22 protein-coding genes are annotated in these 23854 nt (G+C 31.0%); 6 read left to right on the plus strand and 16 right to left on the minus strand.

Annotated features, from left to right (window positions below):
• Window positions 1-55: 55 nt before the first annotated feature.
• On the minus strand, window positions 56-754 hold the full coding sequence (locus tag AC2TDS_RS01655; protein ID WP_484737394.1) for a LytR/AlgR family response regulator transcription factor: 699 nt from the start codon (window positions 752-754) through the stop codon (window positions 56-58).
• Between the two features lies 1 nt (window position 755).
• Complete coding sequence (locus tag AC2TDS_RS01660; protein WP_484737395.1) at window positions 756-1733, minus strand: sensor histidine kinase; 978 nt, start codon at window positions 1731-1733, stop codon at window positions 756-758.
• A gap of 214 nt (window positions 1734-1947) precedes the next feature.
• Here AC2TDS_RS01660 and AC2TDS_RS01665 point away from each other — a divergent pair, with 214 nt between their 5' ends.
• Genes AC2TDS_RS01665 through AC2TDS_RS01675 form a run of 3 tightly spaced genes read left to right on the plus strand, consistent with a single transcriptional unit; the run spans window position 1948 to window position 5719 of the window.
• Window positions 1948-3270 carry a serine hydrolase domain-containing protein gene (locus AC2TDS_RS01665; protein WP_484737396.1) on the plus strand — a complete coding sequence of 441 codons (1323 nt, stop codon included), beginning with the start codon at window positions 1948-1950 and terminating at the stop codon, window positions 3268-3270.
• Window positions 3271-3273: 3 nt separating this feature from the next.
• On the plus strand, window positions 3274-4137 hold the full coding sequence (locus tag AC2TDS_RS01670; protein ID WP_484737397.1) for an ABC transporter ATP-binding protein: 864 nt from the start codon (window positions 3274-3276) through the stop codon (window positions 4135-4137).
• A 34-nt stretch (window positions 4138-4171) separates the two neighbouring features.
• Window positions 4172-5719 carry a hypothetical protein gene (locus AC2TDS_RS01675; protein ID WP_484737398.1) on the plus strand — a complete coding sequence of 516 codons (1548 nt, stop codon included), beginning with the start codon at window positions 4172-4174 and terminating at the stop codon, window positions 5717-5719.
• A 401-nt stretch (window positions 5720-6120) separates the two neighbouring features.
• Here AC2TDS_RS01675 and AC2TDS_RS01680 read toward each other — a convergent pair whose 3' ends face one another.
• From AC2TDS_RS01680 to AC2TDS_RS01745, 14 genes are all read right to left on the minus strand, one after another.
• Window positions 6121-7122 (minus strand): metal-dependent hydrolase, encoded by a 1002-nt coding sequence (locus tag AC2TDS_RS01680; protein ID WP_484737399.1) that lies wholly within the window; start codon window positions 7120-7122, stop codon window positions 6121-6123.
• 2 nt (window positions 7123-7124) lie between these two features.
• Window positions 7125-7409: a DUF2470 domain-containing protein gene (locus tag AC2TDS_RS01685; RefSeq protein ID WP_484737400.1), complete on the minus strand. Its 285-nt coding sequence runs from the start codon at window positions 7407-7409 to the stop codon at window positions 7125-7127.
• Between the two features lie 417 nt (window positions 7410-7826).
• Window positions 7827-10052 (minus strand): CocE/NonD family hydrolase, encoded by a 2226-nt coding sequence (locus tag AC2TDS_RS01690; protein ID WP_484737401.1) that lies wholly within the window; start codon window positions 10050-10052, stop codon window positions 7827-7829.
• A 33-nt stretch (window positions 10053-10085) separates the two neighbouring features.
• Window positions 10086-10706 (minus strand): hypothetical protein, encoded by a 621-nt coding sequence (locus AC2TDS_RS01695; protein WP_484737402.1) that lies wholly within the window; start codon window positions 10704-10706, stop codon window positions 10086-10088.
• Window positions 10707-10820: 114 nt separating this feature from the next.
• Entirely contained in the window at window positions 10821-11543 is a 723-nt protein-coding gene (locus AC2TDS_RS01700) for a LytR/AlgR family response regulator transcription factor (RefSeq protein WP_484737403.1), read from the minus strand.
• Window positions 11530-12621 carry a sensor histidine kinase gene (locus AC2TDS_RS01705; RefSeq protein WP_484737404.1) on the minus strand — a complete coding sequence of 364 codons (1092 nt, stop codon included), beginning with the start codon at window positions 12619-12621 and terminating at the stop codon, window positions 11530-11532. Before AC2TDS_RS01705 ends, AC2TDS_RS01700 begins: the two co-directional genes overlap by 14 nt.
• A 670-nt stretch (window positions 12622-13291) precedes the next feature.
• A complete protein-coding gene (locus AC2TDS_RS01710; protein WP_484737405.1) occupies window positions 13292-14065 on the minus strand; it encodes a LytR/AlgR family response regulator transcription factor in 774 nt (257 codons plus the stop codon).
• 1 nt (window position 14066) lies between these two features.
• Window positions 14067-15098, minus strand: a complete 1032-nt coding sequence (locus AC2TDS_RS01715; protein WP_484737406.1) for a sensor histidine kinase — start codon at window positions 15096-15098, stop codon at window positions 14067-14069.
• Between the two features lie 70 nt (window positions 15099-15168).
• The gene (locus AC2TDS_RS01720; RefSeq protein ID WP_484737407.1) at window positions 15169-16047 is read right to left on the minus strand and encodes a DUF6268 family outer membrane beta-barrel protein; all 879 of its coding nucleotides are present in this window, start codon (window positions 16045-16047) and stop codon (window positions 15169-15171) included.
• Window positions 16032-16391, minus strand: coding sequence for a DUF2147 domain-containing protein (locus tag AC2TDS_RS01725; RefSeq protein WP_484737408.1), 360 nt, complete (start codon window positions 16389-16391; stop codon window positions 16032-16034). Before AC2TDS_RS01725 ends, AC2TDS_RS01720 begins: the two co-directional genes overlap by 16 nt.
• 185 nt (window positions 16392-16576) lie before the next feature.
• On the minus strand, window positions 16577-17251 hold the full coding sequence (locus AC2TDS_RS01730; protein WP_484737409.1) for an ABC transporter ATP-binding protein: 675 nt from the start codon (window positions 17249-17251) through the stop codon (window positions 16577-16579).
• A 15-nt stretch (window positions 17252-17266) separates the two neighbouring features.
• On the minus strand, window positions 17267-18505 hold the full coding sequence (locus tag AC2TDS_RS01735) for an ABC transporter permease (protein WP_484737410.1): 1239 nt from the start codon (window positions 18503-18505) through the stop codon (window positions 17267-17269).
• A gap of 3 nt (window positions 18506-18508) precedes the next feature.
• The gene (locus AC2TDS_RS01740; RefSeq protein ID WP_484737411.1) at window positions 18509-19606 is read right to left on the minus strand and encodes an efflux RND transporter periplasmic adaptor subunit; all 1098 of its coding nucleotides are present in this window, start codon (window positions 19604-19606) and stop codon (window positions 18509-18511) included.
• A 12-nt stretch (window positions 19607-19618) separates the two neighbouring features.
• Entirely contained in the window at window positions 19619-20959 is a 1341-nt protein-coding gene (locus AC2TDS_RS01745; protein ID WP_484737412.1) for a TolC family protein, read from the minus strand.
• A gap of 215 nt (window positions 20960-21174) precedes the next feature.
• Here AC2TDS_RS01745 and AC2TDS_RS01750 point away from each other — a divergent pair, with 215 nt between their 5' ends.
• From AC2TDS_RS01750 to AC2TDS_RS01760, 3 genes are read left to right on the plus strand one after another with little or no spacing between them, the layout of a single operon-like run.
• Window positions 21175-21768 (plus strand): Crp/Fnr family transcriptional regulator, encoded by a 594-nt coding sequence (locus AC2TDS_RS01750; RefSeq protein ID WP_484737413.1) that lies wholly within the window; start codon window positions 21175-21177, stop codon window positions 21766-21768.
• 51 nt (window positions 21769-21819) lie between these two features.
• A complete protein-coding gene (locus AC2TDS_RS01755) occupies window positions 21820-22467 on the plus strand; it encodes an HD domain-containing protein (protein ID WP_484737414.1) in 648 nt (215 codons plus the stop codon).
• On the plus strand, window positions 22445-23809 hold the full coding sequence (locus tag AC2TDS_RS01760; protein ID WP_484737415.1) for a 2OG-Fe(II) oxygenase: 1365 nt from the start codon (window positions 22445-22447) through the stop codon (window positions 23807-23809). The genes AC2TDS_RS01755 and AC2TDS_RS01760 overlap by 23 nt, the downstream gene beginning before the upstream one ends.
• Window positions 23810-23854 lie beyond the last annotated feature (45 nt).

Below are 23854 nucleotides of genomic sequence, written 5' to 3' on the forward strand. Positions count from 1 at the left end.
AATTCCGTAACTCCAAATATTATTTATTATCAAATTAAGGTAATTGACAAAACCTCTAAATCCTATCCAACACCGCTTTTCGATACGACTTCCCTATGGGTAAGGTAGTATCGTTTTCTAAGCGAATTTGATTGCCGTCTATGAGTTGCAATCGATCAAAATTAATCACAAAAGACTTATGGATTCGGATAAAACTATCTGGTAATTTGGTAAGGAAATCCGACAAAGGCTGCGGGGTTAAAATCATACGATCAGCGTAGATCTTGATATAGTTGCCATAGGCTTCTATATAATGGATGCTGTCCAATGCTAACTTCAATATCTTTTTATCGCTCTTTACAAATATAAATCGAGGCTTTTCTTTGGGGACTTCTGCTACTACCGTCGGTGCAGGAGTTACACGTTTTTGTACCTTGTTTACCGCTTGTAAGAGTCGTTCTAAAGAAAAGGGTTTTAGCAAATAATCGGTTACATCCAAGGCAAAGCCTTCTAAAGCATATTCCGCATAGGCGGTGGTAATAATTACATTGGGCTGGATGCGTAGGCTTTTTAGCAGACTTAATCCCGAAAGCTTGGGCATATTGATGTCCAAAAACAAAATATCCACTTCTTGATCTTGCAGTACTTCCATCACTTCAAAAGCATTTTTGCACGAAGCCATGATTTCTATATTGGGCAGCGCCTCTATATAATTTTCTAAAATCTGACGAGCAATTGGTTCGTCATCTGCGATAATACACTGTAAGCTTTTCATGCTATAAATCTACTATTAATTGCACCGAAAAACTAGTCTCTAAAGCGCTTATCTTCAGTTGGTGCTTTTCCGCATATAACAATTGCAAGCGTTTTTTGGCATTCTGTAAACCAATCCCACTTCTGCCTTTCTCTAGGTTCTCCTCTCCAAAATCCGACTTTTCGGTGGTGTTTTCGCAGGTAAAAATCAGTTGGTTGTTGGCTTCGTGTATGGTGATAGCTACTTTGCTCTCTCCATTTGCCAAGCTACCTAGATGTTTAAAGGCATTTTCTACAAATACAATCAGTAACATCGGTGCTATTGCAGACGCGGAAAGGTCCCCCGATTTGGTGAACTCGATACTGGTTTTATCTTCCAAACGTATTTTTTCTAAGGAAATATAGTTTTCTAAGTAGGTAATTTCTTTTTCTAGCGGAACCAATCTTTCTTTTGTATCATACAAACTATATCGTAATAAATCGGATAATTTCAGCATTAAGTTTGGCAATTTGTCAGATTTCACAACAGATAAACCATATAAATTATTTAAGGTATTAAATAAAAAGTGAGGGTTTAATTGTGTCTTTAATAACTTTAATTCTGCTTCTTTAATTTGATGTCTTCGTAAAAAACTATCACGCGCTATCTTTATAGCTGTTCCAAATGCTATTGCCAAAACCATAATCCCAAAGAAGTTTATAAACTTATCCCATTGAAAAGATTGTTTTGATATAAAATTTATAATAAATACTGAAATGGTAGTAAATACAAGGATATTTAATATAAATAAAAAAGTAAATAAAATAGTTTTCTTATTTATAAGCGGCAAGATTAATAAATTACTTATGTATATAGCTGGTGCTAATAATAAAATAATACCTAATGATATTATAATTTTATTTTGACCTTGAATGGCACCCAATATTACTAAAAAGAAACAAAACCAAATAAATAGGTTTTGTACAATTTTGTTATCTATCCAAGAATCTAATTTTGCCATTTTTAAAGTTTATTATTCAACTCAAAAATAGAAATTCACACATAAATATCCATTTTTTAATGATGAATGTTAGGGAACGATGTCTGAACAGGTATTTTTTAATGATTATAGGCTGTTTTTTACTTTATCATTTTATAAAGCCCATTTGTCATTCTTTTTTTTAAGTCTTGAATAATTAAAAGAGTTTTGAGGTATAATTTAAAAAAGATATCACATGAAAATTTTACAAAAACTCACAATTTTAGCATTCTTATTAGTGCAATGTATTTCTTTTGGACAAGAAAACAGACTAGAAATTATTAAACAAAAATTTGACCCATTAATAAAAGAACAAAATAAAGGTGTTGCTCTTCTTATTAAAAAAGATAATGTGATTAAAACACAAAGCCTTGGTAATTTTAATTTAAATGAAAATAATGTTTTTAATATTGGTAGTGCAACTAAAACCTTTACTGCTATTCTTTTTTTACAAGAAATGGAAAAAGGAAATTTAAAATTAACAGATACTATTGGAAAGTACTTAAAGCCAATTCAAAACGTAAACCCTTCTTTAACTATACGCCAATTATTAACGCATGAAAGTGGATTAAACGAAATAATTGGTAAAAACCTTGAAGAAATATTTTATGCAAAAAATGATTCTCTTTACAACAATAACTTGCTAAATCAAGTAGGTGAAAATGACCCAAAAATGATTGGGAAATTTGATTATTGCAATACAAATTATTTCTTGCTAGGAAGGATTATTGAAAAAATTACAGATCAAAGTTATTTTGATTTGTTAAGAGAACGTATTATTGAACCTTTAAAAATGAACAAAACGTATCCTTATGTTCATAGAAACTTGCCAAATTTAGCAACACCGTATCATCAAGATAAAGATGTAACAGAATATTTAGATTATAAATACTTTGCAAATATTGCTTTTGCTGCTGGTAGTATTGCTTCAACTTTATCTGACATGGAAGTTTTTTACACTTCTTTATTTGAAACTGAAAAGCTACTTAAAAAAGAGACTGTTAAATGCATGATGGAATCTGGAAATGAAGTATACGGCTTGGGCTTGTTTAAATCTGACTACAAAGGCACTAAATATTTTAATCATGGAGGTAATAATTTAGGCTACGCTTTCAGAAATGCATATAACCCAAAAACAAAAAATTTATTCTTATTATTTACAAATTCTCATAGAATGCCTTTAGAGAAATCAATTAAGAATGATTTGTATTCTTATTTAAACAATGAGAAGGTTGAGCAATTCAAAAGTATCAATTTAGCTGATTTTAAAGGGATAATTGGTAACTATTTATTAAAAGAGGCAAACTTAACTTTTGAGATTAAGCAAGAAAAGGGAAAACTATTTTTAATAGCAGAAGCTCAAGACATAAAGAGTGAGTTAACTCAAAAAAATAAAACCACTCTGTATGATACAGCTGTAGGTGCCACTTTAACTAAAATAGAAGGTAGCAATAACAGTTTAACATTTAGCCAAAATGGTTTTACAACTACCATTACTAAAATAACCCCTAAAAGCTAAACTATGAAATTAGAAATTCAAAATGTATCTAAAAAATACAGCAAGGATAAATATGGATTGAAAGATTTTTCAATCCATATTGAAAAAGGAATCTTAGGATTATTAGGGCCAAATGGTGCGGGTAAATCTACACTTTTAAAGATGATTTCAACTGTAAATAAACCTACCAATGGTATTATCTCTTTAAATAAAAATAACATTGTAAAAGATGCCAATTATATGCGTAAGCAACTGGGCTTTTTACCGCAAGACTTTGGTGTATATCCAAATCTAAATGCGTATGAATTCTTAGAATATATGGCTGCGATGAAAGGTGTTGGCGGAAAAAATTTAAAACCAAGAATAGCACAATTATTAGAAGGGTTAAACTTACTAGATGCTGCTAAAAAAAAGATAGGAAGTTATTCTGGAGGAATGAAACAACGTGTTGGTATTGCACAAGTATTATTAAACAACCCAAAAATTGTAATTTTTGACGAGCCTACTGTTGGCTTAGATCCAGAAGAACGCGTACGATTTAGAAATTTAATTTTTGATTTAGCAAATGACTGCATCGTAATTCTATCATCGCACATCGTATCAGACATAGACACGATTGCCGATAAAGTGGCAATTATGAAAAATGGAACATTACTTTCTTATGGACATCAGGAAGAGATTATAAATAAGGTAACGGATAAAGTATTTGAAACTACAATTGATAAAGAAAAACTAGCAGCTTTTAAAACAACACAAATTGTAGCAAGTACTTCTCGTAAAAATAATCAATTAGTAGTAAGATATATTGCAGATGTTCCTGTAGAACACTCTATTAAAAAAGAAGCAAATTTAGAAGATGCCTATTTATATCTCACAAAAATAAATTAAACCTATTTATGTTAACTTTAAAAAGAATGCTATTATGAACTCCTTTTTAACCATTATAAAATTAGATTATTTACAACGAACAAGAAGCTATGCTTTTTTAATAACACTATGTGCAACCTTAGCAATAGCGTATACATTTGTTCCAGAACCCAATGCTAATTATTCTACAATTAGAATAGCAGATTACGTTGGTTATTACAATTCGGCATGGTTTGGTTATGTTACGGCAATTATGACTAGTGTTTTCTTGTCATTAATAGGTTTCTATTTGATAAATAGCGGAATAAGAACAGATATGGATGCAAGAGTTGGTGAAATAGTTGCCGCCACAAAAATCAAAAATTTTAGCTATTTGTTTTCTAAAGTGCTAAGTAATTTTTTACTATTATTAACCATTGCCGCTGCGGTATTTATAATGAGTATTATCCTTTTCTTTTTATATAATGATGATTACCCTTTTAAATTATTCCAGTTTATAAAACCGTATGTAGTCATTACAATTCCAGCACTATTTTTAATTTCTGTTTTAGCAGTTATTTCTGAAATGTTTTTAGGAAAATATTCGGTAGTTCAAAATGTTGGGTTCTTCTTTATTTTTTCGACTCTTATGATATTTTCACCAAAAACGGAAAGTCAATTTTCACTAGATATTTTTGGTAGCAAAATTATATTGCATCAACTAGAAGAAACTGTTAAAGAAATTACAAATTCAGATAAAGATACCGATTTACCCATTGGTTATGTTCTAGGAAATACTAAAAAGCCAGATAAGTTTTTATTTGAAGGAGTTGATTTTTCAACATTATTTTTATTGAGTCGTTTCGTTTGGATTACACTTGGCATTCTACTACTGTTTTTGGTGTCTGTTTTGTTTCATCGTTTTGATGTAAAAGAAAGGGTTCATGCAAAAACAAGTAAAGTTAAAATGATTAAACAAAGCCTTATAAAAGATGTAGATTTATCAAAACTACCTTCTGCAAAGGTAAATTATAGTGTGTTTCCATTATTTAAAACCGAAGTTTTATTGTTATTAAGAAAAGGGAGAAAATGGTTATGGATTATTAACCTTGTAGGAATGGTATTATTAGCAGTTCTTCCTTTAAAAATTGCACATCAAATGGTTTTACCAATCTTATGGTTTTTACAAGTAAGTAGGTTGTCAGACTTGTCAATTAAGGAAATAATAAGCAATGTTCATTATTTTTCGTTTACGGCTTTTAAACCAGTAAGAAGGTTATTAGTTTCTCAATTGTTTTCAGGAATCATTTTAATGCTATTTTTAGCATTGCCTTTAATAGTTCGTTTTGGTTTATTAACAAATAGTATTGCTGTTTCATCTATATTTTTAGGAAGTGTTTTCATAGTTCTATTGGCTGCGTTTTTAGGTATCTTATCTAAAGGAAAAAAGCTGTTTGAAGTGCTCTTCTTTATGATTACTTATGCTAACATAAACAGAATTCCTTTTGCTGATTATTTTGGAGGTGTTGAGCATAGTAATTTCTATCTAACAGCCCTAACGCTATTTGTAGTGTTTTTTTGTAGTATTATTTTTATAAAACGAAAGCATGAATTGAATAATTAATACGATTTACAAATAAATATTTCGCATATTTATTGTTTCTTTCATAGCTATTTTTGCGTAATAAAACTTAACCATAGCTTTGCTATGCTAAAGTTTTATGCCTTAAACTAACTTAAAATAATTCAATACCTATATACGAAATATTTATCTGTAAACCGTATAAGTGGTTATATGTCATTCCACACACATTCCCACTTCGCTCCTATCGTCGTTTCGTGCAAACAGTGTTCCATTGACATCGTAGACAAGCATTTGAGAAGAAAAAAATCAAAGAAATTTGAGTGGTAAAAAGCTTTTCACCAAAGCAAAGTAACATAACGCAGAACATTAGAGTACATTTTATAAAATTGCATTACAGTCATTTTTTATTTGTATTACATTAAATAAAAATACAAGAACAATTAATTCCCTTTAATCCTATGCCAAAGTCTTTGTATCAAGAATTGTGCTTCACGGCTGGTTTTAGGAAGTTCTATTACCTGAATTTTTCCTTCCTTTTCTTTTAAATGGTAAGAAAAAGCAAAAAATGAGGTGCCATATTTTCTTGGAATTACCCCAAATCGCATATCGTTAAAATACCATTGACCATCTTTTTGTTCTATAATATACCAACCTTCGGAAATAGCTATAAGTCGTTGTACATTCAAATATTTAAGTAATACATCTGATTTTTCACGATGTTTAGGATATTTTGTAAACTTTATGGGTTGTGTATCAAAAAAAGAATAATCTGCAATAAGATAATTCTCTTTTGTGTCGATATTGGCATTCCACAAAATAGTATTCATAGGTGCAGGACGCGTACTAATTGTAGTATATTGGATCCCTTGATTTTTTAATTCGTTTTCAATTTTTTTATAAGCCAATGATTTTAAAATAAGTGCGCTAAAAAGATAGCTTGTTGAAATTATAAGACCGAATCTATTGAATCGCTTTCTGAGTTTTGACTTAGGTTTACAAAAAAGAACCGCGATGCAACAAAAAAGAAAAGGTAAAGTATACAAAGGGTCAATAACGAAAATAGAATTGAAAGCCATTTTTATATTAAAAGGCCAAAATAATTGGGTGCCCCATGTAGTGAAAGCATCCAACAAAGGATGTGTAATTAAACTCCAAAAAAATAGTGTAGACCAAGGTTGCCAACCAAGATTCTTTTTTCTTTCTAGTTTATTGACTAACCACCCCAATAGAGGCGCCATAATTATAGCAAATACCATAGAATGGCTAAACCCTCGGTGTAATTCTATAGCAGTAACTGTGTCTGTAAATAATCCTAGGAATACATCAAGATCAGGAATAGTACCCCCAATTCCTCCGTAAAGTAACGCTTTATTGCCAATTTTTTTGCCTAAAACAGCCTCGCCGACTGCTGCTCCTAATACAATTTGGGTAAGTGAATCCAAATTTAACTACTTTTCTTAACTTTTGACAGCATTTCTACTAGAACAAGACGAAATTCCCTTGCATTATCTAATGTTTTTGGAAAAGTTATATTATAATTTTCCTTTTTACCCTGATTATTCAAACCTACCACCTCCATTTTCGAATGGTCATAGGTGTTTAAAATAGCTTTTATAGGCCAGTCAATATTTGCATCATATTTTAAAATGCTTAGCATAGCATCAGAATGATCGTTATTTACATGATTTACTGCATATTCCACAAATTTTTCATCAAAAGGTTCACTCATGATTCGTAAATGGTTTTCACTTATTAATTATAAATATTGATAAATTTAGTGATTTTAAAAAGAAGGTGGTAACTCAAATGGTAAAAAATAAAGTCATTCCATACACATTTTGCCTCCACTCCTCTGCCCTTTTTGCAAAAGGCATATTTACTGTCTTCTTTCCTATTTGATAAATAGTTGAGCGTGAAACCTAAAGGGTTTCATTATATTTTTCAAGAAACTTTTGAGAAGAAAAAATTCTAACAAAATTAGGTTAAAAAAAATCGCTTTTACCCAAGCAAAGTAACCCTTCAACATTGTTCAGGGTAACCCCCACGCAGCACATTATAATACATTTTATCATATAATAATTTCTGTATCCTAGTTTTAGCCAAACCGACTTTAGGAGGTTTACGAATACCTATTTAATAAAATTTGTTATTCCTTTATGAAACACCAAATTGGTAAAGAAATACTACTATTTCCTGTAAAGATAATTTTTAAAGGAATTTCGGCATCTTTAATATTTTCTTTATTTACATCTTTCCCTGTTCCATAATTAAGTTGTGCATTGTTGTTTTTATTCACATTTACAACAACTACAATACGACTTCCCTTTGCTATTTTTTTACTGATTAACTTAGCGTTATTAAAAGGAATTTTCGTGAATTTATTTGGTGTTAATAAAACACGTTTTTCTCTGTCATTTGCAAAACTAGCCCTACCAATATAGTAGCTCAAATGAAAGTATTTATTTTCTGGTGTTAGTTGATATACAATAACAGAATAATCCACATCACTTTTATTGATTGAAAATTCAAGATTTCCTAAAAAAGATCCATTTATAATAACATCTTTGTGTAATTCTTCAGATTTAAAAATCAATCCGTCTTTCAAATTGATGTTTTCTTTTTCTAAAGGCCAAGGATAATACTCAGTATTGTTCATGTTTTTTCTATCCTTAAAATCAACAGAAATACCAACCTTAGAAAGGTTAGCTTTCGATTTTAAAGCATAAAAACCATCTGTTTTTGTAGCACTTAAATGAAACATTAAGGTATCATTTGTCATGGCGTTTATACTTGGTTTATGCATCCAAGTATCTGTATCCATTACCTGAAAATTTACTTTATCTTTTAAAATACTAGGTCTTTCCTTTCCGTTTAAAATGTAATCAAACCATTGATAAATAATATCCTCTTCAATGTTTATCAAAGCAGATTTATCTAATTTGTAATTTCTTAGGCTTTCTTCAGGCTTAGTTTGTGCAGTCCAATGGTCATACGGTCCAACCAATAAATAATGATTCGGGTTTTTAGCATATTTATGATGTTGATTGTAGTAATACATCGCTCCTCTTTGTGAATCATCATAATAACCTGTAATTGTTAAAATAGGAATGTCAATTTTTGCAAATTCTTGTTTATATGGAATCATTTTTTTCCAAAAATCATCATAACTAGGATGCTGCATATATGTATTCCATAATGTATTTACTTCACCATCTAAACTATCTAACTTATTAAATGCAACTCCGGTTTTGTACCAAGTGTTTTTTAAGGTATTCCAACGATTAAAATCTTGGGAAGCATTAAAGTCTAAAAATTTATTATTGGTCACATAAAAATTCCAAGAATACGAATAATTATGTAGTACATTATTTTCCATCGGATAATCAATCCCTGGTGCAATAGCAACCATTGGAACAATTGTTTTTAATGCAGGATGCACTTTGTGTTTCATAGAAGCCCATTGTGTAAAACCATTGTAACTACCACCAAACATGGCTACTTTTTGATTTGACCAAGTTTGTTTACTTATCCAATCAATTACCTCATAAACATCGGTATTTTCATATTCAAGAGGCTTTATTATACTTCTACTTAATCTTTTTCCTCTTGTATTGGCAATAACTCCAATATATCCTTTAGAAGCTGATAACATTGCAGCAGCCTCATTGGTTCCTGAATAAATAGAAGAAACTAATATTGCAGATTTTTTAGTTGTTGTTTTTCCTTTTCGCTGAACTACTACCATTGAAATTTCTGCACCATCTTTCATTGGAATTACAATACTATCATTTACGACATATCTTCGTTTATGATCTTGTTTAATTTCTTCAAAGAAAATATCTCTGGTTGATGCATATACTGTTTTCAAAAAATATTTTTTGATTAGGTTTTGAGCGGTAGCATTTGATATCTCTTTGGATGTGATATTTTTATAGATATCATTAAAGTTAGAAATAAAATAATCGGTTCCATCTCTTAGTATTAATGTTTTGTCTAAATTAATTACATGTAAATCATCAGATTTTAGCAAGTAATTTTTATAAGAATTTTTAAATGTTTTTTTAAAGTTATTAGAAAGTTTCGCTTCTACATATTGTAGATATACATCTAAATACATCCTTTCTTCTCTAGGTGTTTCTTTTATTCTTTTCTTAATAGTAATTAATGCATCATTATAGTTACCCCTAATTAACTGGAACTTAAACAAGTCTAATGCTGATAAATTTTGAGTGTCACATAATGCCGCTAATTGCTGCATTTGATTTGTAAGAGCTACTGAATCTGATAGTTTTACTTTTTTAAATGGTAATACTTGTGCAAAAGAAGTAATACTATTTGCTATTAGAAATAATATCAGGAATGATTTTTTCATTGTTTTTTGTTTGAAAACTGATAGCAAACTATGTTAATACTTATTTGGGTTAGAGTACTTGATTAACTCTTCAGTGTACAAAAAGTCGTCTTGAGTTTGAGTCATTTTAATAAAGTTTTTAATTTCTGGAGCGTACAACCAAACCTCATCCGTTATTGCGCTGTATCCTCTTGAATTTGAAATTGTTCCTTTGTATTCAATGGTGTAAGCCATAAAGGTTCCTGCTTCTACTTTTTCTTCTTTAAAAGATAAAACTGCTGCATCTTGACTTTGTTTTCCTGTAGTGCCATCTTGGCTTGTCCAGTTTTTTTCATATTTCCACTTTTTACCAACTTTTAAAGGCCATTTATATTTTGGTGTTTCGCTCTCTTCTGGCTTTACTATGTCTGTTACCGGAATAGTATCATTTCCAATTACCATACCTAAAACACCATCTACACTAACTATTTCTCTTGTATCTTCTCCGTCTGAACGCACCAGACCTTCCGTTGTTACGCCTTTATATTTCCAAACCCATTTCTCTCCAACTGTATAATCGGTTAACGTTGGTTGGTTGGCTACTAAAGCGTTGTTTTCACTACAAGATAACAACAATGAAATCATAACTAGATATATGAATATTGTTATTTGAAATGCTACTTTAAAATAATTCATAATATACTTTTTTATTTATTTTTGCGCAAAGTAAAGGCGTCTTTTTCTATCAAAAAAGGAAAAGTACAGGAACGTAAATAAATGCAAATGAGCGTTAGAAAACTAAATTATCCTTTATAAGCTATTCCAGTTTTTAAATATAACAGATTGCCTGCTCGATACTTCTACTTTTTCTCCAGTAGTTAATATAATTTGTAATTTATTATGGAAGTATGGCTGAATTTCTTTGATGTAATGTATGTTAATCATTTGGCTTCGATTAACACGGAAAAAGACTTTAGGGTCTAATTTCGTTGCTAATAAATTTAAAGAACGTTTAACCATCGCTTTATCCGAACCAAAATAAAGACGTGCATAGTTTTCTAAAGACTCAATAAAATGAATATCTGTTAGCGGAATAAAATGACATTTTTCACCATCTTTTATAAAAATCTTTTGATGCATTGGTAAGGTTGTAGGCTCTAATTTTACCCTTTTAGATAATGCTGTCTTTACCTTTTCAATAGTTTTAGAAAAACGTTCATCTCTCAAAGGCTTTACTAAATAATCTAAAGCATTCATTTCAAAAGCTTTTACAGCATATTGATCATATGCTGTTGTAAAAACAACGTCTGGCACATTTGTTAATTCTTCCAATAAATCAAAACCAGATTTACCAGGCATATGAATATCTAAGAACAAAATATCTGGTTTTAATTCGTCAATTAAAGGTATTGCCTCATCTACATGACTTGCTTCACCAATAATTTCAAACTCTTTATGTTTTTCTAATGCGCGTTTTACTTCTTCTCTCGCTAAACGTTCATCATCAATGATTATGGTTTTATATCTTTTCATCGTTTATATTCATTGGAATTATTATTTCAGCACAAACATGGTCATTTTCATTCTCTGTCAAACTAAAACTAGCCTTTCCTTTGTATTGAATCTCTAAGCGTTTCTTTAAGTTTTTTAGACCTAACCCAACACTTTTATTTGGATTAATTACTCCAGGATTCTCAACTTTAATATGAATGTAGCTATCATTCTTTTTAATTTTCAAGAAAACAACACCGCCTCCAACTTTTAAGTCGATTCCATGTTTAATTGCATTTTCTATCAATAACTGAATACTTAAAGTAGGTATTTTATAATCAAGTACTCCGATATCAATATTCGTTTTTAGCTGAAGTCGTTCTTCAAAACGCATCTTTTCTAATTCGATATAATCATACACTAAAGAAAGTTCATTTTTAATACTTATTAAATCTTTGTCTTTTTCATATAATGATGAACGCAACAAATCTGATAATAAATCAATAGCTCTTCTTGCAACGTTAGGGTTTTCGATTACTAATGATTTAATAGAATTTAAAGAGTTGAATAAGAAATGTGGATTTAATTGAGCTGATAAATTATCTAACTCGGCTTGTTTTGTTATTAATGACAATTTAGCATTCTCCTTTGCTGTTATAACTTCTTTCTGATAATAATGATACAAGTGATACGCCAATATCCAAATTGACATTAATCGAAGTCCAGTAAGTAAGATCGGGTCCCAGTAAATAATAGATGCTAATAAACTTTTATCTTCGCCTGCAATCAAAGTCCAGTAAGCATACCATTTTAAATTGTTGATTAACACATAGAAAACAGCTAATAAAAGTATAGTAGGCACTAAACGGATTAGTAATTGTTTTATGGGTAAACTACTCCATTTTGCTTTTAAGGCAAATCGTCTGTACATATGTGTTAAAAATATTCCTATACAAATGTCTAATACATAATTTAACAAAGTATAAAAAATGCCGTAATTATCTCTTGTATATACTGTATATGCCCAATAAATAGAAACTATACTCCATCCTATTAATTGACATTTCCAATAAAGAGATATCCTAGTATTGCTATGATTTGTTTTTTTATTGATATCCATTCTTAGGCAAAGCAACGAAATACTTTTAAATAGTGAAAGGAAAAGTACAGGAACGTAAAATATGAGGTTTAAGTGTTATACGAGTTATTGTTTGAGTTTACTGTAAAATAAAATGGTTATATATATATAAACAATATTCAATTCCATACATATTACACTTCCCTCCTACGTTGCTACTTAATACGTATGTACTGGCTTCTTTACAATTTGATAGGTACCTGGTCATGAAACCTAAAGGGTTCCATTACCTTTTTAAAGAAACTTTTGAGAAGATAAAATAAAGAACCCGAACATTTATCATTCGTTTTTCACCAAAGTAAAGTTACACTATGAAGAACATTATAGTACAAATAATGATTCATCATAAGTCATCATGTAAAATTTCTTTATGGTCATTTTCTATTTGTGTTTCCCTATATTAGATTAAGTAAATGCATCATTTATTGTTAAGCATAAATATAATAAAACTTAACCGATAACCCTACGAAACCCATTGTAAACCACTATAAAACAAGATTTAAATGTCATTTTGTATTCATTTTAATGCACTCTTTATGTTATTGAGGTAAAAGTATATGTACCCCCCTTTTCTGTTTTAACCTAAATTATGGATTAAAGCTTCGTAATAAGAGTTGTAAATACCATAAAATAAGACTTATACGAAATTACTCTATCTATCCAACCAACGTTTAAAAAGTGCGGTTTTATCTTTTCCAATAATAATATCTTCCGAATGCGAAGGTTGGGTTTCGAGTTTTAATTTTCCATTAAAATAAGAATGTACGCGTCTAATGGTTGCTATGTTAATTATGATCTGACGATTTACTTTAAAAAAAGAATCAGGGTGTAATTGCTCTTTTAAGCTTTCCAAAGAAAAATTAACGGGGTATTCTCGTTTGTCAGTGGTAACTGCAAAAGTAACGCCTTGCATACTGTAAAAAAACGCAATTTCTTCTACAGGTATATATAAAAATGATTCGTTCGATTGAATTAAAAAACGTTTGCGATACTCTTTTGTTTCATTTTTGAGTATCGAGGCCAATTCCGCATAATTTATGGTGTTGCTTTTTTCTTGAATTAATGACTTGGAATATTTCTGGTATTTCTCAAAAGCAGCCTGTAACTCCTCTTTTTCAATAGGTTTCAACAAATAATCCAAACTATTAACCTTGAATGCCTGGATGGCATATTCGTCATAAGCTGTGGTAAAGATAATCATGCTCTCTACCTGTACCTGCTTTAAGATTTCAAAACTTAATCCGTCAGATAATTGAATGTCCAGCAACAGGATGTTTGGATGAGGGTTATTCTGAAACCATGTAACCGCAGATTTTATACTGTTTAAGCAACCCACTACTTCAGTTTGAATGGTAATTTCTTGCAAGGTTTCTCTTAATAAGCGCTGTGCAGGTAGTTCGTCTTCTATAATTAATACGTTTGTCATGTTATTCATCAATTAAAGGAATGGTTACCACAAATTCTCCGTTTATTTCACCATAGCTAAAACCATCTTTTTTTAGCAATTCAAAACGCTTGCTTAGGTTAGCTAACCCGGTATAGGTAGAATCTACATTATCTATAATTTGCAACTTATTGCTAACAATTAATGTATGATCACCCTCACTTTTAACAGAAATATGCAATACGTTTTCTTCGTTTGCTATATTGTGCTTGATGGTATTTTCAATCAGTATTTGTAGGGTTAATGGTGGTATTTTTTTGTGTACAATGTCTTCTGAAATGCTTACTGAATACTCCAATGCTTCCCCTATTCTAACTTTATGTAAAAAAATAAAGGAGTCTATAAATGCAAGCTCATCTTTTAACCTAATTAAATCGTGATTTTTACTTTGTAACACATAGCGATATACTTTTGATAATTTGCGTGTAAATGTTGCGGCCGTGTCAGGATGGTGTTTTATTTCTGAAATTAATACATTCAAACTATTAAATAAGAAATGCGGATTCACTTGATTTTGCAACACCCGATAATCGGCTCTGAGTTTTTCTTGTCTGTAGTATTCTGCATCTAAGAAAGATTGTTTCCATTGCTTAAAGAAATTAATAGCCATGGAAATACCCGTGAATCCAAGTAAAAAAATAATGGAAGCTGTAAATACAATCACTGGCCCTTGCTCATAAATAAACGACTGATCATTGATGTAATACCAAATAATAAAAGGAAGTACTATAGAGATAAACACCCATAAAACAATAGCGCTTAATTGGATAAATAAGCGTTTTTTAGGATGGTAAAACCAAGAGTGCTTTTTATTTAAATACCGGTCAATAAACAAGCTACCTTCGGTATTTAAATTAAAGATAACTAGATAAAAGAAAAAAAACAATTGTATAGGAATCTCTGATGTATATTCGATGGTTTTCGGCATCACATAGCCTATTAATTTCATTACAAGAAAGGCATATAGTGACACTAAAACGATTCGAAATGCAGTTTTTCCGATACTTTTATTCATTTTTACTTATCGTATATTTTTGGGGTTAATATATTAAATTATTCTGTGTTGATGTATGCTATTATTTTTTTTAGGTAGAACCAAAATCCCACAAAGTATCATCTGTATCTACCAAGTTATACCTTCCGTTGGTACTTAGGCCTCCAAACGCTTCTAAACGCAGTATTCTAGATATTTTATAATGAGCTAATACCCCTAAATTTACTCTAGAATAATTTATTTTATCAATGCTATTCTCAGTAGAATGAATATTAAAATTCGCTCCATTAACCGTGTATTTTAAACCCAATTCTAATTTTTCTTTAGGCAATACTGCATAGGTATAGTTAAAATTCAAAGGCAATAGGGTATTAATTTCGTGTCTATTGTTTTTATATTGTAGGTTGACTAAAGGTACTATTCTAGGACTGCCTAACCGTGTGCTTTGTGCAATCCCCTCTCCTATTTTAAATTTAGTATTGATTTTTTTTGTGCCTATAACTACTCCCTGAAACACAAAATCGTCCGTACTTAACTTGGCTTCAAAGTCTGACGACAATGTTTGTTTTACATTGACAAGGGTATTCCATTTTTCGTTCCATTGATGTAGCAAAGTCAATTGATAATAAAACACTTGTAACTTTTTATTCCTTTCGCCTAGCTGAAACAATTGATTATTCCATGATGCTTCCACAAAACCATAACCAACTCCATTAACCAAAACGGTTTTATTATTTTTGAATTTCTTCGGAACATTTACAAATGCGCCAAATTCTTGAAATGAAGTTTGTTGGTTGCCTACATCATTTTGTACTGCAGATTGTGAATAGTTATTATATTCAATTCCTGCTAATTTAAAATCCTGCGTGTAACCATCGCTCAGAAAAATAAAAAAGAAAAGAATAACAACACTTACTTTTTGTATCATTATTCTTTTATGAACGAGTAACGCCTTTATTTTCTGATCCATTCAATAGTTTTACTGAAAAAGCCAACGTTAATCTTGATATCTAAGCTGTTTTCTTTTGGAGTAAATGCCGCATCATACCATTCCTTACGCTTAGGTGAATACACTTTTCCTTTCCAAGAACCCCTTGTTTTTTTGAGGTCTTTCACCATTAATTTTCCTATGGCAGCCTTTGGATTATCAGAAGCAATGATCTTTCCGCTATAAACACCATCATTGGATGCTATTTTTACCACCGTGTTTTCTTTTCCGACAATCCATTCACCAGTTGTATCAGACTGAGCATGGCCAGTGAAACTACATAAACTGATGATTAATACTGTAACTAAAGTTTTTAAATGTTTCATTTTATTATTGTTATTAATTTTATACAAGGATAGATCACTATCTATTCTTTTTTAGGAATATGTTATTAAACTCGAATTTTTGGTTATGAGGTCGAAAATAAGCAGTGCATATTTATTTCTATATGCAAAGTTGTGCCCAAAACAATGTAACGTGTTACTAGCAAACTAGTTTAAAGTTATTTTTGTTAATGACTCATTAACTCACCATCAGATAGTTCTATAATCCGATCGCAATTAGCCGCAAATTCATCATCATGTGTTACAGCGATAATGGTTTGTCCGCGTTCTTTTGCCAATTCACGGAATACCTCAAAAACAATGTTTGTGTTTTTAGAATCGAGGTTTCCGGTTGGTTCATCACCCATAATAATTGATGGTGAATTGATAAGTGCTCTTGCAATAGCCACCCGTTGTTGCTGTCCGCCCGATATTTTAGACGCTTTTTTATACTCATTTCCTTTCAGCCCTAATAAGTGAAGCGATTCAATGGCTTCTGCTTCAATTTCATCCTTACTTCTTTTATTTAATTTTAAAGCAGGTAACATTACATTATCTAATACGGTGAATTCTGGTAGTAAAAAGTGAAACTGAAAAACAAAGCCAATATGTTCGTTTCGGAACTTTGCCAATTGATTTTGTGATAATCCAGTTACCTGCGTACCATTAATGGAAATATTTCCGTTGTATTTAGTATCCATGGTAGATAGTAGATATAATAAGGTCGATTTCCCCGAACCTGATTTTCCGATAATGGATACAAATTCACCCTTATTTACATCAAAAGAAATATTTTTTAATACTTGAAATTCTACGGGATCGTAAAAATGTTTGTTTATATTTTTTATAGAGATTACTTTCATTGGTTTCTGTTTATTTTATCCTCTTAATATTTCAACTGGGTCAACTTTTGATGCTTTTCGAGAAGGAAGATATCCTGCTATTAACGTGATAATAGCTCCAAAGGCAAAAGCTAGGATATAATCCTTTAGATTGTATACCACGGGTAATGTGGAATGTGTGGCAATTTTAAATGGTACAATGTCTAACATCTGCACGATACTATTACCTAAAATTAAACCAACAAAACCACCAATGAGCCCAATAGCTACCGATTGTGTTAGAAAAATTTCAATCACATCTTTTCCATTAAATCCCATTGCTTTTAATATGGCTATTTCTTTTATCTTTTCGTTTACAGTCATATTCATAATATTATAGATTCCAAATCCTGCCACAATTAATATGGTAAGCGAAACGGCCACTGCCAATATATCTCGCAATAAGCTAGAAGACACCAGTTGGCTATTACCTTCTTGCCAAGGTTCGACTTTATAGTTGGTGATTTTACTTATTTTTTCCCCAACTACTTGAGCGTTATTATAATCATTGGTATTGATCAAGATATCTGTTGCATAGCTTTTGTTTTTAGAAAATAGTTGTCTTGCTGATTGAATAGAAATTAATGCACGAGTTTTATCTGTACTTTTAGAACCAGATTCTAAAATCCCTATCACTTTAAAAGTTTTAGAAACACCTTCAGAAGTGGTTATATTTACGGTGTTTCCTGTTTTTATTCCAACGGCTCGTGCGAGCCCTATTCCCAAAATAATACCGTCTGAACGTTTGTCTAAATCACTTAGATCGCCTTCTATAATATATTTTGAGGTATCAAAAAGTTCATTTTCATTAACCGTTTCAATACCTGAAAGCGATGCACTTTTTTTAGAAACGCCATTGCGTATAAACACATTCTGATTAAGTTGTACCGTAACACCATTTATTTCGGGCATTTTAAGCAATTCCTTTTTAATCACATCAACATTTTTTATTCCCTCTGTGTATTGTATGTTACGGGCATTATTTACCATTAAAACCGTATTGCTTTCCTTAGGCGTAGGTAATAATGGGATTATATTTTCAGATAAATCATTGTAAATTTTAATATGCGCCATTGAGGTAAATGTAACCTCCGTTTGTATATTATTCACCCCTTTCATAAAACTGTTCATGGCAATATACATTGAAGTACCAAAGCTTACACTCAGAATCGCTACAATCAGTTGTTTAAACCTAGAAGTAAGCTGAACTTTGGCTATTTTTTGATTGGTGTTCATTGTTTATCTTTTTGGTTTTATAATTACAGTAGCTTCTGAAATTCCCGAAATTACTTCGGTCCAATCAAGGCTTTTACGTCCTATTACCAAATGTTGTTCTTCTTCATTTTCAAGTATGACGTGGTTTTCTCTAATAAGGTACGCGGTAGGAATAACAAGTGCATTTTTACTATTGCCTGTTGCAATATTTGCCTGAAGTTGAGAGCCTGAAAATATTTTGTCGGGTACTTGGTCAAACTGTGCTTCTGCAACGTACGACTGCTCTATGGTATTAAAGGAAGGGTATATTTTTGAAATTTTTGCTTTAAAGGTCTCGTTAGGATTGGTGTTTACATGTACCGCAACCGCCTGACCAATGTTTACTTTTATAATGTCATCTTCAGCAACGAATAGTTTAATGATAAACGGCCCACTTCCTATTTCAGCAACGGCCTCCCCTCTTCTAATCAGCTCACCTTGCTTTTTAAAAACATTTATTACGGTTCCAGATATAGACGAACTAAGCTTATAATCATCAAGAATGGCTTTTTGGGTGTTGACTTGCACCAAACTACGTTTTTCGTTTAGTTCCAAATCTGATGCGGTTGCTTTGTAGCTATCTTGTAAGCCTAACAAATTATTTTGTGAGGCTATGTACTGCAATTCCGCTTTTTCAAAATCAAGTTGTGACACGGAGTTTTTTTCTCTTAATACCTTATATCGGAAGTAATTTGCCTTATCTAAAGCTAACTGCTTTTTGGCCTGATTGATTTTTGTTTGAATTTGCTGCAATGTAGAAGCACTAGCAGAAGCATTGGTTACGGCATTGTTATAAACTACCAAGGCATCTGCTACTTGATTGTGTTGTACGTCACTTTTTATAACGGCTACCGTTTTGTTTTTTGTTATAATGTCGCCCTCGTTTACTGGTATAGAAGTTACTATACCATCTACACTAGCAGACACAGTATATTGGTTAGATTGTTCTATATAACCACTGGCAAACACCGCATCTTCAATATTTTTTCTTGTTGGTTTTGTCGTTTCTTTGTTACTACATGATGACAATAGGGATATTGCGACTACCATGCATCCTAAAAAAGCAATTCTATTATGTTTCATTATTCTATTGTTTTAATGGTTAGATTTTAAATCAATTTGTCTGATATAAAGTTTATACTTCGCTAATGTGTATGACGCAAGACTTTGCAGGTAATTATTCTGTGCATTCAACACATCTTCATAGCTATCCAGTCGTTTGTCCAGGCTTATAATGCCACTGTTGTATTTGTTCTCTGCATGCACATCATTTTGCTGCCTTAATTCCATAATTTTCGTGTTTTCAGTCAATTCGTTTGCATATTGGTTTACATCTAAAAGTAGTAGATCGTCATCATTTTGGGTCACCAATTTGGTGTTTTCTAATTGTAATTGCTCTTGTTCCAATGTCCATTTTGATTGCTTAATTTTTTGACGAGTAGAGAATCCATTAAACACAGGAATATTCAATGTTAAACCGAAAAATTGCTGCGGTAATTTGTTGACATTAGAAAAATCTGTTAATTCATCGGTTGCCCAACTGTAGTTGTATTGATAGTTAAGACTAATCTTAGGTAAAAGCAGTGCTTTCCTTTCCTTTACAAGTGATTTTTGTTTATCAACTTCCATTTTTTGCCAAGTAATTTCAGGGTGTGTGGTTTGCAAACTCGTATTTGTTAAGTTGAAATTTTGAGGCGTATCTAAAATACTAAGTGGTTGACTGGTATTTAACTGACTTTGAAGTTGTTTGTAAAAACGACCTCTATTAGTTATTGCCTGTTGTAGGTTTTTGCGGTTTTGTAGATATTTAATTTCAGATTTATTAAGTGCTTCTTCACTTATAGTTCCGTTTTTATATTTTTCTTTTGTACTGTTGTAAATTGCTTCTGATACCTTTAAGTTTTCTTTATAAATATTAATAGCTTCTTGGGTTAGCAAAATTGAATAATAGTTTGAAGCTAATGCATTATAGGTGTTAAATTTGCTTTTTTGCGTGTTAATTTCACTTTGTTTAGCAACTATGCTCGCCGTTTCTGAAGCAAACATTTTTTGAAAGTTTAAAATATTCCATTGTACCTGAACTCCGGCAGAATAAACGTGTTGTTTGCCAAATGTGAATTCTTCAAAAGTGCCAGATGGCGCATTCGGATTAAATATTTCTGATGGAATTAATGTGGGTTGTAATGTAAGGTTGTTGTTATAGCCTGCAGTAGCATTTACAGTAGGATATAAATAGGCTTTAGCTTCTCTTTTTCTGGATTGTGCAATTTGCTCGTTAACACCTGCATTTTGGATACTTACTGCGTGCGCATCTGCATAGGTAAGTACTTCTTGAAAGGATCGAAACTCGATGGTAGCGCCGCTTGAATTGCTTTGAGCAACTACCAATGTTGTACTAAGTACTACTGAAAAGAGGGGTAAAATTCTGTTTATCACAAAAAAATGTTTTATAAATTCTTTGTAAAGGTGCAGTGCTATCTGTTCCTTTTTAGAAATTAGTTTATGAAGTCGAATTTTGGGTGTTGAAAACGAAAAGAGCGAGATGAAAATAATTATGTGGTGATTATGCGCTATTAACATAGCCCCACTCCTATCGCAAATTCCTAATTAAATATATCTAAATTTGTGTTATAGGTAATTCACAATCAATTATGGAAATTAACCAATATCAAGAAATATTTGACTTTATAGCTAATACAGTAAAACTACAGGATATCGATGTTTTAAAAATTAGCTCAAAATTAATTATTGAAGATTATAAAAAAGGAGACTTTATTCTAAAACAGCATCAGGTATCAAAAACTTTAAAATTTGTTTTATCAGGTGTTTATAGAGTGTATCAGTTAAAGGATGGTAAAGAAATTACCAGTTATTTTAATTATGAAGAGAGAAATCCATTAGTAGCATCCTTTGTTAGCTTGTTGTCCAAAAAGCCAAGTACTGAATTCATAGAATGTATTGTACCTGGGAAATTAATATCGATCTCATATTCGGATTGGCAAGAATTCTATAAAACTAGTTTAGAATTAAATATTTTTGGGAGGTTAATGGCTGAAAAAAACTACTTACTGGCTATGCAACGTATAGAATCTTTACAGTATCAAAATGCTTCACAGCGTTATGAATTGTTTTTAAAGCTATACCCTAACCTTTTGAATCAAATACCACATCATTACATTTCTTCTTATTTAGGTATCACACCTGAATCGTTAAGTCGTATTCGTAAGACGTTAACTGAAAAGTAAATCTTATCATACATCAATGCTAGGGCTTTTCATTTTTCAGACATTTGAATTATGGAAAAAATAGACATATATGCTCTTTGGAGTGCTACTTTCGAAAAGGCTGTTTTGAAAGATTTGAATCAATGCTTTTCTATCGTTATTGAACATTATACTAATTCTAATAGACATTACCACACCTTAAACCATATTGAGAATTTAATGAAACAAATAGTGCTATTATCTCTTTCCAAAGATGATCATGCTATATTAATAAATGTTGCTTTATTTCATGATGTAATTTATATCGCTGGTAAAAAAGATAATGAACATAAAAGTGCCGAATTTGCCGATTATTGGTTGTCAAAATTACATTTCGGAGCTATTAAATCACAAATGATTTGTGATATCATTAGATCAACAAGCACTCACGAATCTTCTGATTTCTTGACGCAGATTTTTCTTGACATGGACCTTTCTATTTTAGGAGAAAATGAAGAAAATTATCAAAAATACATAGTTCAAATAAGGAAAGAACATATACGGGTTCCAAATTACTTATATACGCTTGGAAGAAAACGATTTTTAAATCATATGCTTTCCAGAGATTATATTTTTTCTACGCCTAACTATTATCGAGATTTTGAGAAACGTGCTAGAAAAAATATAACTAATGAGTTGAATGCTTTAAAAAACAATTATGCAAACTTTCTTTATAAATAATTTACCCATAGTTGAAATTGATAATTTCTTCTCTTCTGACGCATCGGATGCTATATTACATGAAAGATTGAATGATTTTAGAAGCGCTCTTACTCATTACCCAGCTTACTATCGAAATAATGATAGACTCGTGGAAGATAATGCTAGTTTATCTAAACTATTTTTTGATAAACTTCAGAGTTTCGACATTGATTGCGTTGATGATATTACAGGAATCAATAACCGGTTACGATTTTGTAGATATCAGAAAAATCAATTGTTTGCAAAGCATCAGGATGGTGTTCATTACCCAAATAACAAGTATGAATCGAAATATACATTTCTATTGTATTTAAATGGTCAAGATGATTTTATAGGAGGGAATACTGAGTTTTACACATCAAAATATGATGAAAAACCCAGTAAGATTATCAAGCCCCGAAAAGGAAAATTATTGATTTTTGACCATCGTATTTGGCATCAAGGAGCCACAATTGTTTTTGGAGACAAGTATATTTTACGTTCGGATATTTATGTGAATAAAGAGATTGAACCTAATCACCATGATGGCTATATTTGGAATTTATTGAAGGTTGATGAAAATCATTTTTTTAGTTGTGGGAGAGACACTACTATTAAATTATGGAACAAAGATTTGCTACTAGTAAATATCTTTAGAATTCATGCTAAGTCGGTACTTAAAGTAGTCCGGTTAAATGAAAAAGAGTTCGTTTCATGTTCTCGAGACTTTACGATAAAAAAATGGACAAATTCTGGTAAAGTGCTTTCCTCTATTTGTCTAAATGAAATGATATTAAATATTGTAATCAATACTGTAGCGAATCAAGTAATAACTGTGGGCACTAGTGGTAACATCTTTATTTTAAATTCAGAACTAGTTTTGCTAAAAACAATTAAAGCCCATAAAAACTGGATTTGGGGTATTAAATTGATAGGTAGCAATGTCGTTACTTGTGGTGAAGATGGAGCCGCCGTTTTAACGAATCTATTTACTGCTGATACAACATGTATTCTAAAATATAAAGAAGCGCTATTTAGCATTTATGGTAATAATGAGTCCATCTTTATTGGAACTAAAAAAGGTAGTGTTATTAATTTCTCTTTAGTTACAAACGAATTGAAAATTTTGGATTTACATAAAGATATAGTTCGGTCAATTGTACCCTATAAAAATAAAATATTTACTTGTGGCGAAGACAATAGGATTATGAGATATAATGTTTTAAATGGGCATAAAGAACAACTAAGAGAATCTGATAATTTCATCCAAGACATAATCATTCTAGACAATAAAATTTATGCTGCTGGTTTTGACGGAACTATTACAATTGATAAAGTTTAGATATATCTCATTCCATACACATAGCTTCTTTTCTCCAATCATCGC

This window comes from Tenacibaculum profundicola (genome assembly GCF_057220795.1).